The organism is Candidatus Nitrospira allomarina (genome assembly GCF_032050975.1).
Classification (GTDB): Bacteria; Nitrospirota; Nitrospiria; order Nitrospirales; family UBA8639; genus Nitrospira_E; species Nitrospira_E allomarina.
Map to the genome: position 1 here is coordinate 3,509,820 of NZ_CP116967.1, position 13,728 is coordinate 3,523,547.

The following is a 13,728-nucleotide window of genomic DNA, read 5'->3' on the forward strand; positions in this document are numbered from 1 at the left end:
TTCCGTCATAGGATTATCAGCGCTTTCGCGCCTGGTGAATGGCCATGCCCTCCACATCCTCGGCTGCCTCCATCAACCCTTCCGAAAAAGTCGGATGCGCATGGATCATGTTGGCGAGATCTTCAACAGTCAACCCACCCTGCATGGCCATGGCGGCTTCATGAATAAGGTCCGCCGCATGAGCACCGATAATATGGACGCCAAGAATTTTCTTGGTCTGTTCATCCGAAATTACTTTGAAATGTCCAAACGGCTCCCCAACGGCCTGTGCTTTTCCGAGACCGGCATATTTAAATCGCCCGACCGCGACCGCCAACCCACGTTCCCGGGCCTGGGCCTCAGTCAGTCCGACACGCCCGATTTCCGGTAAGGTAAAAATCCCTGCAGGAATGACATCATAGTTAATGGCCTGCGGCCGGCCCATCGCGTTTGAAACTGCCACTTTTCCTTGAGCCGAGGCGACATGCGCCAACATGTATTTTCCCGTCACATCTCCGATCGCATAAACACCGGGGACGGAGGTTTCCATTTTTTCATTGATCAGAATCTCACCCCTGGTTCCCACCTGCACGCCAACCTGATCCAGCCCTAACCGGCCGGAGTTCAGACGACGCCCGACCGAAACTAGCAGGTGGTCTGTAACCAGTTCTTCCCCCGACGCCAGCGTTGCTTGCACTCCCTCATCAAGAGCCACCCAATCCGTAATCTGCGTATTGAGATAGAGGTGAATCTTGCGTTTTTTCAACTCACGCGTCATGGTGGAAATCGTATCTTCATCCTCAAGTGGCAGCACGGACGGCATCATTTCGACAAGACTCACTTCCGATCCCAGCCCGCTCAACAAGCAGGCAAACTCACATCCTTCCACCCCACCACCGACAATCACCATGCTCCGGGGAATCACCGTCAGATCCAGAGCCTCCTTACTAGTCAACACGCGTTGGCCATCAATGGGAAACTGAGGCAGTTGAGGCCAGGAAGAACCTGTGGCAAGAATAATGGCATCGGCATCAATGGTGGATGAAGACCCATCAAGATGGGTAACCCGCACCTGCCGGTCATTCACCAATTCTCCTCGTCCCGGCACGTGGGTAATTTTCCACTGCTTCAACAAGGTGCCGATCCCCTTTACAAGCCCACGAACCACCTCCTCCTTACGTGCAACCATCCGGGCAAGGTCATAGCTCACAGGCCCCTCAATGTTGAGGCCAAACGGCTGGGCATGCCGAACACGTTCGCCAAGATCAATAAAGCCCAACAGGGTTTTACTGGGAATACAGCCCCAATTCAGGCACACCCCTCCAAGCACCTGTTCCTCAAGGATCGTCACCCTGGCCCCTAATTGGGCGGCGCGAATAGCCGCCACATACCCACCAGGACCTGATCCAATAATGACAATGTGGGGCGAGGTGGTCATGATTCCTGTGAGGCTAAAAATGCCGTGTATTGCTCCGGCGTCATCAACCCATCCACCTCACCAGGATCGGCTAATTCCAGCACCGCGATCCACCCCTTGCCATAGGGATCCTGATTGAGCAATTCGGGATGGTCCTCAAGTTCTGTATTCACTTGAAGTATTTTTCCGGTAACCGGCGTGTAAATCGTCGAAGTGGCTTTGGTCGACTCCACTTCTCCCAATTGATCTTCAGCTTGCAGCGAGGTTCCGACTTTAGGAACGTCCACAAAGACCACATCGCCCAGGGCATCCTGAGCAAAATTGCTAATACCTAAGGTCGCCTTTTTCCCTTCAACGCGAATCCATTCGTGTTCCTTGTGAAATCGTAAATCCTGTGGCTCCATTCCTACCCCCTTTTGTTCAAAACAATGATGGCATTCATAGTTGTATGATGTCTCCCATGCACCTCATGAAACGAGCGACCCCAGCTCAATGTGAGGGGGACAGTACCGGACCAATCAAGAAAATGCGCGAAGATCGTGCACGACACCAATTCCCGAAGGAAACTCACCGAGCAGTGAGGGACTGCTCCCGGCTGTTCCCGGCACAATGCGCTTTCCTCTCTCCGCCGGCATACTCACCCAAACCCGTCGCGGATCGTCAAGGACGGGAAGCAAGCGGGTTAATACCGCCTTCGTCGAAATGCGCCTGAGCTTCTCAATCGCCGACACTTGGTCGGACGAGGAGTGACGGTCAATTTCCGGCCGCACAAAGAAAAAGGAAAACGGTCGCCGGATGGCTTCCATTGCGTCCTGAGCATAGTCCACCAGAGCCCGAACCGGATCGGTCAATCCATGGGGGTGGAGCTCCAGACCGCATTGAACCGTCAAGTGGCGTTTGCGAAGCTGGCCCATCAACTGCTCAACAACAGTCAATCGCTCACGAGCCTTCCACCCCGCCCAGCGCCAAAACACGGAATCTTCATTAGGAACGCCTGAAGGCTGGGTTGATCGACTCGCCCCTTTCGAGGCCCTGAGGGGATCAAACCCAGGGTGGAAGGTCCGTGCAGGATCAAAACTCACTCCGAAGGCGGTTTGAAAACGGGTCAATCCCGACCGTGACAGCCCGTCATACCTCCCCATAGGATAATCGTCGAGAAACACAAGACCGTCCACGCCTTCCTCGGAAAGATGCGTGAGAAATTGATCGAGAAATCGTTGATACTCCGGATGAAAAATATCAAAAAACCTGGAGTCCTGAACCTGGCGGGTGGTCGTATTATACCTGCCGTCACGCCATTCAGGCAGAGGGGAATCATGCCAATTGCCAATACAACGGAGATTCACTCCCACATACACCAACAGATGCAACTGATGACTGCGTTCCACATAGGAACGCAGGAGCGTCTGGAGATCAAGCAGATGGCGAGGCGCCCGCGACGTCTGCTGTAGATCGGTGTGGAATCCGGCTCCCTCACAACCCAAATCAATCAACAGGGTGGTGATTCCATCAGCCTTCATCTTTTTAATTCCCTGGTCAAACCCTCCACTGGCCGGCAATTGTTCAAGAGTTAACCGGATGGCCTGAGTATCGAGAGGAGGCATCGTAAATTGTTCAAGTAACCGTTGAAGTTCATTGAACTGCAATTGAGCACCGTCCTGATAAGGATTGGCGTTCCCCGCAACGGTGAGTATGCGGTACTGATCCCTGGCGGCTTCCCATTCCCCAACCTGACGATAGGCCTGAGCCAACAACCATCGGCTTTGGACTTCAAGGGGCTCCCCAGGAAGAAGCGCCAGCAAGCGCGTCAGTCCCCTGATGGCCTGCGGATAGTCTTTTTCCTCAAATTGTTCCTTGGACCGTTGAAAGAGTTGCACGTGAACCTGTTGAATTTCAGGAGGAACTTCAGATGGGGACGACACGATTCCTTTATTGGGATCATCCGGAACGGATTCCACGGTAGGGGGAGGAATGGCATCACTCACCGGTGGTCCATGGGGAGGCCGTGTACGCCCGCATCCGGCTAAGATCCCCAGACACACCAGCAAACTACATATTTTCAACCATGTTGTCATACGGCAATACGTGCGTAGAGGTAAATGAACTTAAACCCATACACTAGATTTATGAGGAGAAAACATGCCCGCCATTTTTGGCGGGCAACATGCCGAAGTCAGTGGGTTTTAAAATACAGGCTCAGTAGGGTCTTCCACTAGCCCAGATTGGATTCTGCGAAAAAGTAGCGAATCTCAATTTGCGCATTCTCCGTGGAATCGGACCCATGCACCGCATTGGCCTCAATAGAAGCCCCATGCGCAGCCCGAATGGTACCCGGAGCGGCTTTCTTGGGATCGGTCGCGCCCATCAGGTCACGGTGTGTTTTGACCGCGTCCTTCCCTTCCAACACCATAACCACCACCGGCCCCGAACTCATATAGGTCGTCAAGTCATTAAAGAAGGGGCGTTCTCGATGCACAGCATAAAACCCTTCCGCCACCCCTTTGGATAACCGCATCATTTTCATAGCAACCGGAAACAACCCGGCTTCTTCATAGCGGCGGATAATATCACCAATCGCATGTTTGGCCACCGCATCAGGCTTAATAATCGCTAACGTCCGCTCTGACATACTTCTCGTCCTTTCCAAAAAATCCCATAATAAAACCCTGTGAACAAGAAGGAGCATTTTACGGCCCCTTCTATTCAGTTGCAATCTCAAGGCCACACTTAAAAGGCTGTAATCACAATGACTTCGGCAGGCTGAAACAGGACCCGCTCAGGGATGGAATGGGAACCAGGGTGCTGATCCAGCGAGCTGACACGCCACATTCCGGGAGAAGACGGTAGAGGGCCCAATTCGCCGATTGCCACCTCAACCGTCTCATGAGCATTGCTATTGAGGCAGAGAAGTGCCCAACTGTGTGGGTTTTCCAACGACCGCCGCTCCAAAACGCACAGGTTGGGGTTGGTCATCGACCGTTGAAGCAGATCCCCCTCCCCTTGCCAGAGCGGCACCTCCAATTTCCAGTGATTCACCGCACGGATAAAACTCTGCAAATCCCATCGAGGGGATTCCCAATCATCAGGAGTGGTCTCCACCACATGCAGCGACCGCTGAAATCCAAATTCATACCCCATCGGGATCATGAGGCCGGTGGAGAACAGCGCGGCAAAGGCATAGCGTTGGCGTTGAACCGCCTCATTCCCTCCCGACTCAGCAGCCAGACGCGGGGTATCATGCGATTCAGGAAACCCTATAGACGGCATAGCCTGAAATTCCCGATGCTGGTTCAAACACCAGGCATCCTTGAAATTCCACCATTTGGAGCTGTTACAAAAAAGGTGAAATCCCGCTTCTCCCAGCGCGCGCGTCTGCTCCAAGGTACAACCAAGATTCTCCGCCCAAAAGACGGCCTGCGGATTCAGGCGTTGCGCCCGGTGAATAAGAAAGCGCCACAACTCACTGGGAACTTTATAGGCCGCGTCACACCGGAATCCCTGAAACCCCAATTCAAGATACCGGTCAACCAATTGCCCCCAATACTCCCAAAGATGCTCCCGGTCCGGAGAATGCCGATTATCAATTTCGGCTAAATCGCCCCACACCGTTCTCTTGCCGGGGTCATCCGGATCAACCGCATACGGATGTTCAACTTTTCCCTCACCATCCCGCATGTACCAGTCGGGATGCCGGGACACTAAGGAGGAATCGATGGCCGTGTGGTTTAATACGAGATCCACCATTGGCGCCAGGCCACATTGGGCAATACGTTGAAGCGTGGGACGTAACACATCAAGTCGCTGGTCCTGAGTCCCTTCCGGTAGAAATGCCGGATTCAGGAGATCATATTCTTTGATCGCGTATAAACTTCCCGAGAATCCCGGGAGATGAATGGGATTTACAAAGAGCCAATTAAACCCCATGCCTGCGGCCCGTTCCGCGTGCGAGATCCAGCGATCACAAGGACCGGCCAGGCGAGGGAACAAATTGTAGATGAGAGGAACCTGGTGCGAAGTCTGCATTACATTTATTCTTTCTCTGGACAGACTTGAGGTGGACGGCTATCCGAAATCAGACCCTTGGAAAAGATGATTTTGCCAACCTGTTTCACATTGGCGCACATATCACCCAATCCCGGAGTGACCAGGCGAAACGGCCCGCCTCGTTCGGAAGGAAACGGCGCGCCATTCTGTTCATACACCAGAATGCCGAATTCTGCAGCTTGCTTGATGGTCAGACTGGCTGAGAATTTTCCGTCCTGCGATTCGAAGGTCACATGATCGGTTCCCACATTAAGCGTTACAACATCAAGTATTGCTTGAAGTTTGACGCCACGCACATTCATTCCCGGCATCAACGTGGGCAGTTCAGACACCTGATGCGTGGCAGGAAGTTGTGCCAGCGTCGTTCGCGTGAAGTCGAGAGTCTGCAAAATGGCTCCGTCCACCTGTATCATGGCCTCAGTGGAAGGCCTGGATACGGTCATGGCCTTTATGAACGCCGTCAACATATCATTCATGGGAGTGGGCACTCCAAACGCCTTGCCTTGTTCGGTGATAAAACCATTCAGTTCATCAATCTCGGTAGGCCGTCCGGCCAACCAATCATCATACATCGACGTATGGATATCTCGAAGTTCTTGAGCCCATTTGACGACCTTCTCCGGCATATCCTCATCCAGCGGTACACGGTGCACCGCCATGGCCACGGCCGAAACTTCCCGCACGACGGTTGCGATGACCGGTTGAAACTCCGGATGATCCAAGGCTTTTGCTACCCGATCGTTCAGCAACACCGTCAACGGATTAAACACACAATTCCAACACATTTTCTCCCACTTGGCCCGCCGGATATCAGGATTAATGAAACAGGGAATCCCTCCCCTTTTCAATAACGCCAGGATGGCTTGGAGTCTGGGAGTTTCCATCCCCAACGGTTCCCCAATAGTCACCATGCCTTTCTTATAATGGTTGATCACCCCCGGCTCGGCGATCTTCGAATAGATAAATGCCACCCCGCCCACAATCCGCTCCCGGCCAAAGCGGACCATCAGGGTATCCTCAATCGTCACCCCATTTTGCAAGGTCAGAATAATGGTATCCGGTTTCAGTACCGGTTCAATCTGGTTCATAACCTCATCCAGGTCATAAGCTTTGATCCCGAGCACGATTAAATCCGGGCGGGGCAGTTCCTCGGGATCGGAAGCGACGGGGGGATGCACGGTAAAGCTCTCACCAATTGCGCTCCGGATGGTCAGCCCGTTTTTAGCCACGGCCTCCCTGGTACGCGGTCGCAGGAGGAACGACACATTCGGATTGTGGCGAGCCAGGTGAGCCCCAAAATATCCCCCAACGGACCCCGCCCCCACAAATAAAATCTCCTTCATCCGATGACCTTTGGTTACCTTTCCTTTTTTATCTACTAAAATTTCGCGTAATGGTTTAAATATCAGCAAGCCAAATCATGATGAAACTTGAACATTGCTGTCATCCTGAGCTTTTGCGAAGGATCTGCGCCCCAAGCAACAGGCACCGGATTCAATGCATTCACGCCAAAACAGAATCCCTCACTCTACCAGAATTACCACCGCTCGCCTACGGATCGTTGCCTTATTTGGCACCATGAAACTGCAGCTGCCGCCATGCCTCATAGACCACCACAGCAACCGCATTGCTCAAGTTTAAACTACGAGAATCAGGCCGCATCGGAATGCGTAACCGGTGGTCTGGAGGAAGCGCTTCTAAAATATGGGCAGGTAAGCCTCTCGTCTCGGGACCAAAGTACAAGGCATCGCCAAGCTGAAAAGCCACGTCGTGATAGGGCCGCTTCCCTTTTGTGGTGATCGCAAAAATACGTGAGGGCTTTTGAGCATTCAGATAGTCTTGGAGGGTGGGATAATCCTTCATCCGGGCCAATTCATGATAATCCAATCCGGCCCGACGGGCCCGCTTGTCATCCAATTCAAATCCCAACGGATGAATCAGATGCAAACCGAACCCGGTATTGGCACACAGACGAATAATATTCCCGGTGTTCGGCGGAATTTCCGGTTCGTAGAGGACAACATCCAACATGGTATCGCTTAAGAGGTTCGTGTCAGGGCTTCCTTGAAAAGGCAGTGTTATTTGGCCAAGATTAAAACATCCATCGATATTGTTCGACGTGGACTTCTCGCAGGCTCCGGGTGTTGGGGGAGGTAAAGATGTGTGGCTTCGGTTTAAAGAGAATCCTCACCAACAAAGACTTCAACGAGATTATTGTAGCCGACAACACGACCCCATCTTGCAGTGGAGCAGAATACCAATCCACCATGAAAACCGATACTGGGTGCCCTTCATTCTCATGGCGCTTTCGCGCATCGAGGTGATCAATCCCGATCATATGCCTGGTGAGGTAAGTGGCTACGGTGACCTTTTCGGTGATCTCTCCTGTGGCCTCGCTGGTCAAATGATTGCGGTGGTCCGATCAATGGTGTCTTGACGGGTCCAGCCGCGCCGGGAACGATCACGAACGAGTTGCCACCCGGATTGGTGTTATAGACCGGCCCATAGGGGCCGGTCTTTTTCCAGTTGTTCAAGAGCCAGACATTGCCCGACGGATCGATACCGCCGCCCGTGACCCGGTCCAACGCATCACTCACATACCCGGTGGGTGGCGAGATGGGATCACCCATGCCTTTACCCGAAGGGCATTTGCCTGGATCCGCACCGCAAAAATGCGAGAGCGGTGTATCGGGCCACACCGTATTCTCGTCGACATTGCGGGTAGGTTTCTGACCAAAATTGAATACCCACAGCGTGTCGTTCCCGTCGACCGCGTTGCCCCAGGGAATCGTAAGACCGCCGCCGGTATACACAGATGGAGGACTGTCATCGGCGGGATACAGTGTGATGGAGGGACCCTGCTCTCCGTCTTGAGGATCGAGTGGGTCGACACAGGGCACTTTCACCGAATTCGAGTTCGAGACCCACATGTTTCCCTGGCTATCGCCGGAAATGCCCATCGGCCAGGACAACACCGGGACGTTGTTTGCGTCAAGGTTCGATAAGGTTTCCACGGTGCCATCGGAAGAAACACGGTACACCCCGCCAATCGCCTCGCTTGGATCATCCGTACCTGGATGGACATATTCTACCTGGTTGGCGGTTACCCACGCGCGGCCCTTCGGATCGATCGCGATGGCAAACGGTTTGAGAAGTGGCGCGTCCGAATCCGGCTCGGTATCCGGGATAGTGGGGGCGTAGATGCCTTCTGCTCCTCGTCCACCCGGGAACGCGATGTTCCTCGCATGGCCAGGTTTACCTTTTGGAATGAATGTGACCGTGTCGTTTCCGCAGTTGGCAATCCAGATGTTCCCCTTTTTGTCTGAGACGGTGGCCTGGGGCCACCAGATATGGCCTTCAGTGAAGCCATCGAAGCCGGAGGTCGGGCTGCCATCGGGACGAAACACGGAAACACTGTCATGCGCGGCCGGTATTTTTAATGCTGGATCGGGCATGGGGTCGACTGTGGTATCCGCACAGGCCGGCGCCTCAAATCCGAAATTGCCAACCCAGACCTTGCCGTGCGGATCCAGCCCGATTCCAAACCCCGCCCCGCTAAGGCCGCCGCCGAAGTACGGCGATCCGGGGAAGGTCTCACCCCAGGGATACGTTTTAATCAGGCGCTGCCCGGCGCAGGCAATTTCATCTGGGAATGTGGGACGATAGTTGTTGTTGATCCAGGCGAATCCGCCTTCGTCAAAGGCGATTTGCCCGGGGCCGCTCATGAGGTTGAATGGATCATAGATGTTGTGCTGCCCACCGTTGAATTTGATGAACAACAACCAGCTGGTCGGACGTGATGTCAGGGCCGGCTGATTGACCGGGTCTATTAGCGACAGCTGATAGAGCGGATCGTCCGTATCTGTCGGATACCCTGGATACGACGGATATTTCGCGATGTTGGCGACGGCTTGCAACACCGTGGTCGGCGCGGGTCCTCCCTTCGTTGTCGTCGCCATGAACAGGGAGTAACAGTTGGTGTCATCCGCGACGCAACTCGCAATTACGTTGGTGAGGGAATTGAAGGTCGGGTATGTCGATGTCTCGGTCCCGTTTGGTGTATTGAAGAGCACTTCACCAATGTCTCCGTTTTCCGGATTGGCCATGTTCTCCGCCATCTTCACCGCGTTAATCATGCCGTAGGTATTACCGTGAATTTTCCAGCCGTCGACGAACTGAGCGAAAGCGGTTCCCGTGGCAACCGTCGTGCGTTCGTTGACCACCACGGCGTCGTAAACATGGTGGGCCGAGCCCACGACACCGGCCAGCATAACCGGGCCGTATTCGGCGATGACGAAGAGGACGAATTGCTGACCATGGGGCGTCCGATAGTGAACGTTGAACTTCCCGTCGCGATCGGTCTTTGCCCTTCCAAGCACGTGACCCTTTGAATGGCTGCCCAATTCGCTGGCATAGAGCGACACCGCATATCCCTGCTGCGCGTGCCCATTTCCTTCCACGATGCCCCTCAGCGTCTGGAAATGCGGATTCTTGTGGGCATTGGCAGATGGCACTCCTACAGTGCAGACCAGTACCACCATGATCATTGCAGTGATGGCCAATTGAATGTTCTGTACATAGACCGATCGCGCACGTCCAAAGATGGTGGTCATGGTTGCACCTCCCTATTTTCTTTTCTGCAAATCCGGAATAATCAGTAAATGATGCTCGTTACCGAGGGTAGGAAATGACCGCTTGAAGGTCAAGATTTTTGAAAGAAAAAAGGTCCGATTATAGAAAACTCACCCTGAAAATAGTCATTAACAAAAAGACTCTTTGGTGAGGGGTCACGGGCCTGCTGTTCCAGCTCATTAAGTCCGGCTGGTCCCACATTCGTGCTGGCACAGCAACACAGAAGAGGTCCTACAAAGGAGTTCTCAAAAAAATGTAAATATTAGCTACAGATTTTATTGAGAAATTTGAGTGGCTAATGACAGGTATGAAGCTTCAGGCAATTTATTGTTAGGAAGACCAGTGATTGGCTCCATTCTTTCTGGGAGGTTCCCGGATCATCCAAGCCAATAGAAACAAAAGACCAAGAAGCACAAGTGGAACCGGCACAGCACCCATTTCTCCAGCCATCAGGTGTGTCAGCGCGGCACCCACCATGGTGATGCTCAAGACCACAATGCCATACCACTGCGTCTTCGGTATAAATAAACAGATCCCGCCTCCGACTTCAATCATTCCGGTCAAATACAAAAACCAAATCGGATACCCCCATTGCGCAAAATGTTCAACCTGGGACTCACTGCCCATGAGCTTGGCTCCCCCTGCCGCAATAAAAAAAATCCCTAACAACACACACAGGATAATGTTCATCACACGCTTCATGGCACCTTCAATCTATGCCGGGAAAAAGCAATAAGGAAAGATCTAAATTATTTCATCCAATTGTCACTCTAAACCAATTTCAATATGGCTGAACAACAGAGGGCAATATCTCGCAGAAGCCTTTAAATTTTCCCGACACGCCACGGTTCGAGAATTTTCTCGAGTTCGCTCTCGGTAACAGTTGAGTGACACTTAGCTGTTGCATGCTGATCGCGGGCCTAACAAAGATTAGGAAGACCACTTAAGCTAGGGATATTCAATTTCCAATCCGTAAAAAACTCCATCGATAGTCCTAAAAACATCCCGACAATCAGTATGAACAATGGTTTCCATTCTGCAGAGTGTAGCCTATTTGGTTTCTCAGCCACTCATTTCCATGGCCGGGCTTCAATGCGTAAAGTTCCAACCAGGCCAGGCCGAACGTTCTGCTCGATGGGGATATCGAACGCAATGCCGGCATTCGGTTTCCCCTTGATAAGGGGACGGGTGTCCACATCTTTGCCGGGTTTGCCGGGATTGATGTCCTGATAGCCATACTTGATGCGCCAGCCAGCCAGGGCCGCCTCATCAGGAAAGGCCTCGACCAGAATCAACTCACGATAGATGAACCCACCCTCATAGTGGCGTTTCATGAACAGCAAGCCATCCACGACGTAATCGGGTACCAGGACCTTGATGTCGAAAGCAAAGCTGACCGATTTGGATGCTTTGACGCTCTTACTTGGATCCAGAAAAATGGAGAAGAGGTGTGGACTCTTCGTGCGGTCGGGTTTGCGCTTGCTGCGATCCTTCCCCGGGAACAGGTCATCATAGCTGCGGAAGATGGCGGAATTCTCGCGCACCTCGCGCCGCGTCATCTGCCACTGACAGCCGCGCACACTGGCGGCAATTTCAAACTGATACGACGCCCGCACCATCTTTCCGTCGTCAAGTGCCCTTTGAACCTCCACCGGCAAAGTGATGTCGTCGATGTCCAGAATGCCATCCACGCGCAATTTACCGAACAGGAACCGCGTGAGGTTCTGGTAGCCTTCTTCGGAGTTCACAATACCGTAATGGCCCGAATGGCTCCTGTGCACAAAAGCGCGAGGGGAACTCACATCTTTGCCGTCGGGACCGGCGCCATGCGTGGTGGCATTCTCGATGCGCACCAGCCCGTCGCTGGCATCGCCCGCCGCCCACGACGAAATGCCGCCGGCCACGGTGTAATCGCGTGCATCGGTGCCGACCAGGTTGAAGATGCGCTCGGGCGGAAAGTTTTTCACGACCGAGACGTCATCACCCTTGGGCACCGCCAGGTATGAGGCCATCTTCTCTCGATTGAAGTTATTGATATCGCCGAACGAGAGCCAGCCCGGCACATTACGCACGATCCGCATATCAATGCCATTATGCGGCGTGGCATAGGTAAAGACTTTGTCCACCGCACCTCGCGCCTCCGCTGAGCCGAGTTTCGTATTCTGTAGAAAGGCCCGGCAGATCAGACCTCCCATAGAGTGAGCCACGAGATACACGCGAAAGTCTTTGAACATGACCTTGTTGGCCTTATTCGCGCAGACCTTTTCGCGCAGGCGCAGAATGAGAGTGCCCAGGCCTTTGGCGAAATGCTCAATAGGCGGCGTCTTGCCGTCCCCAAAGTCCTTCGAGGCTTCATCGTAATATCGGTAGATGATAATCGAGCGGTATGGGACGGGATAGTCGGTACGCTCGGCTAACACGAGATCGTCTCCATCCACGAAGACATCCTCATATTCATGATCGCTCATTAACCGCACGAGCGGCGACTCAAAATAAAAACGCTTCACGTCGCCGGTCCAGGCCGTGCGCGATTTGGTCGATCCGATATTAAACCCCATGTAGGGGTCGGACACCGTTTCCTCAATCTCGCTCTGTGTCGCTGCGAAGCCCCGGACATAGATAATCGGGTGGTAGGGATGCTGCGCGGATGTCGTCATGAAGGTACCTCCGAATTACGATTGCACGAATGTCAGTGTGAGCAAGCCTTCTTCTTATTCAAATTTATTTCCTAGTGCAGATGCTGGGACCGGGTGAGAAAAAATTTTTGGTCAATTCAGGAAATTAGTCAAGGTATGAATCTATCGAGGCCAATACCATATTGGACCTGAAATCCAGTTCGCAGCATCTCAAAACGATTGTCATGATACAAAACTTTAGCCGCTCGACGAGACGCCCGTTTTACCAGATTCGCAGAGATCGCGTCACGCCCCTCAGAGACACTTCGTTGCCCGGCAGCTGTGAGATAGCCGGAGAGAAAGGCCAGCAATTCGCTACGTTCACCCAGTCCAATTCGATACATTCCCTTGGCCCAGATATCCCCCAAACGAATTCCGCATTGCTCTATTGAGAGTCCCATCAAATACGGTCGCCCATGTTCGCGGTCAATCACCACAAAACAATTTCGAAAATCTTTATAGTTATCGGAAACACAAATGAGATCTTCGGGTCGAACCTTGGAATCAATTCCTATTCGATGGAGCGTCCCCATCAATTCACCGTACAGGCGAAACAGGCGCCGACGAACTCGCAGAGATGCTCCTCGGTAGACGTCCACAAACTCCCTACCCACCACCTCTTCAACTAAAATAAAACCCCTCACAGGCCAGCCCAGAACCGTATGTTCTCCCCAGGCGACGGCATTCATCACCGGAATGCCCTGGTCTCGAAATAACTCAAGAAGCAAAAGCTCTCGGGCCGTGCCCGAAAGAGGCACCTGGAGCCGGCACCATGATTTCAAAAACAGATGAAATGATAGAAAACCGCTTTGCTTGAGAAAGAACTTCTTTTTCTGTCCTGCGACCTCAAGAGAAAGTTTGCGGACATGTCGTTTGGCAGGGCGGGACACGAGCGTTCCAGCAGAGTACTCGACAAAACCTTGAAATTGAGAGATACCAGCATTGGCCAGGAACGGCTTTATGCTTTGGTCAATATGGAGA

General features: G+C 52.9%; 11 protein-coding genes. All 11 read right to left on the minus strand.

The window, feature by feature from the left end; translation table 11 throughout:
* Nucleotides 1–16: 16 nt before the first annotated feature.
* The 11 genes from lpdA to PP769_RS15595 all read right to left on the minus strand — a co-directional run bounded on the left by lpdA (nucleotide 17) and on the right by PP769_RS15595 (nucleotide 13,637).
* A complete protein-coding gene (gene lpdA, locus PP769_RS15545) occupies nucleotides 17–1,417 on the minus strand; it encodes a dihydrolipoyl dehydrogenase (protein WP_312641768.1) in 1,401 nt (466 codons plus the stop codon).
* Nucleotides 1,414–1,800 carry a glycine cleavage system protein GcvH gene (gene gcvH, locus PP769_RS15550; RefSeq protein ID WP_312641771.1) on the minus strand — a complete coding sequence of 129 codons (387 nt, stop codon included), beginning with the start codon at nucleotides 1,798–1,800 and terminating at the stop codon, nucleotides 1,414–1,416. Before gcvH ends, lpdA begins: the two co-directional genes overlap by 4 nt.
* Before the next feature lie 114 nt (nucleotides 1,801–1,914).
* On the minus strand, nucleotides 1,915–3,471 hold the full coding sequence (locus tag PP769_RS15555; protein ID WP_312641774.1) for an outer membrane protein assembly factor BamD: 1,557 nt from the start codon (nucleotides 3,469–3,471) through the stop codon (nucleotides 1,915–1,917).
* Between the two features lie 137 nt (nucleotides 3,472–3,608).
* Nucleotides 3,609–4,025: a nucleoside-diphosphate kinase gene (ndk, locus tag PP769_RS15560; RefSeq protein WP_312641776.1), complete on the minus strand. Its 417-nt coding sequence runs from the start codon at nucleotides 4,023–4,025 to the stop codon at nucleotides 3,609–3,611.
* A 98-nt stretch (nucleotides 4,026–4,123) separates the two neighbouring features.
* Complete coding sequence (locus PP769_RS15565; protein WP_312641778.1) at nucleotides 4,124–5,419, minus strand: alpha-amylase family protein; 1,296 nt, start codon at nucleotides 5,417–5,419, stop codon at nucleotides 4,124–4,126.
* A 5-nt stretch (nucleotides 5,420–5,424) separates the two neighbouring features.
* Nucleotides 5,425–6,783 (minus strand): 2-dehydropantoate 2-reductase, encoded by a 1,359-nt coding sequence (locus PP769_RS15570; protein WP_312641780.1) that lies wholly within the window; start codon nucleotides 6,781–6,783, stop codon nucleotides 5,425–5,427.
* Between the two features lie 223 nt (nucleotides 6,784–7,006).
* Nucleotides 7,007–7,471 carry a tRNA (uridine(34)/cytosine(34)/5-carboxymethylaminomethyluridine(34)-2'-O)-methyltransferase TrmL gene (trmL, locus tag PP769_RS15575; RefSeq protein WP_312641782.1) on the minus strand — a complete coding sequence of 155 codons (465 nt, stop codon included), beginning with the start codon at nucleotides 7,469–7,471 and terminating at the stop codon, nucleotides 7,007–7,009.
* 293 nt (nucleotides 7,472–7,764) lie between these two features.
* Nucleotides 7,765–10,053 (minus strand): NHL repeat-containing protein, encoded by a 2,289-nt coding sequence (locus PP769_RS15580; RefSeq protein WP_312641784.1) that lies wholly within the window; start codon nucleotides 10,051–10,053, stop codon nucleotides 7,765–7,767.
* A gap of 349 nt (nucleotides 10,054–10,402) precedes the next feature.
* On the minus strand, nucleotides 10,403–10,774 hold the full coding sequence (locus PP769_RS15585; RefSeq protein ID WP_312641785.1) for a DoxX family protein: 372 nt from the start codon (nucleotides 10,772–10,774) through the stop codon (nucleotides 10,403–10,405).
* A gap of 368 nt (nucleotides 10,775–11,142) precedes the next feature.
* On the minus strand, nucleotides 11,143–12,729 hold the full coding sequence (locus PP769_RS15590) for a hypothetical protein (protein WP_312641787.1): 1,587 nt from the start codon (nucleotides 12,727–12,729) through the stop codon (nucleotides 11,143–11,145).
* Between the two features lie 128 nt (nucleotides 12,730–12,857).
* Nucleotides 12,858–13,637 carry a lipopolysaccharide kinase InaA family protein gene (locus tag PP769_RS15595; RefSeq protein ID WP_312641788.1) on the minus strand — a complete coding sequence of 260 codons (780 nt, stop codon included), beginning with the start codon at nucleotides 13,635–13,637 and terminating at the stop codon, nucleotides 12,858–12,860.
* Between the last annotated feature and the right edge of the window lie 91 nt (nucleotides 13,638–13,728).

What these genes read in the sequence shown, in the direction of transcription:
- lpdA (WP_312641768.1), bottom strand. Translation starts at nt 1,417, where the DNA reads ATGACCACCTCGCCCCACATTGTCATTATTGGATCAGGTCCTGGTGGG.
- gcvH (WP_312641771.1), bottom strand. Translation starts at nt 1,800, where the DNA reads ATGGAGCCACAGGATTTACGATTTCACAAGGAACACGAATGGATTCGC.
- PP769_RS15555 (WP_312641774.1), bottom strand. Translation starts at nt 3,471, where the DNA reads ATGACAACATGGTTGAAAATATGTAGTTTGCTGGTGTGTCTGGGGATC.
- ndk (WP_312641776.1), bottom strand. Translation starts at nt 4,025, where the DNA reads ATGTCAGAGCGGACGTTAGCGATTATTAAGCCTGATGCGGTGGCCAAA.
- PP769_RS15565 (WP_312641778.1), bottom strand. Translation starts at nt 5,419, where the DNA reads ATGCAGACTTCGCACCAGGTTCCTCTCATCTACAATTTGTTCCCTCGC.
- PP769_RS15570 (WP_312641780.1), bottom strand. Translation starts at nt 6,783, where the DNA reads ATGAAGGAGATTTTATTTGTGGGGGCGGGGTCCGTTGGGGGATATTTT.
- trmL (WP_312641782.1), bottom strand. Translation starts at nt 7,471, where the DNA reads ATGTTGGATGTTGTCCTCTACGAACCGGAAATTCCGCCGAACACCGGG.
- PP769_RS15580 (WP_312641784.1), bottom strand. Translation starts at nt 10,053, where the DNA reads ATGACCACCATCTTTGGACGTGCGCGATCGGTCTATGTACAGAACATT.
- PP769_RS15585 (WP_312641785.1), bottom strand. Translation starts at nt 10,774, where the DNA reads ATGAAGCGTGTGATGAACATTATCCTGTGTGTGTTGTTAGGGATTTTT.
- PP769_RS15590 (WP_312641787.1), bottom strand. Translation starts at nt 12,729, where the DNA reads ATGACGACATCCGCGCAGCATCCCTACCACCCGATTATCTATGTCCGG.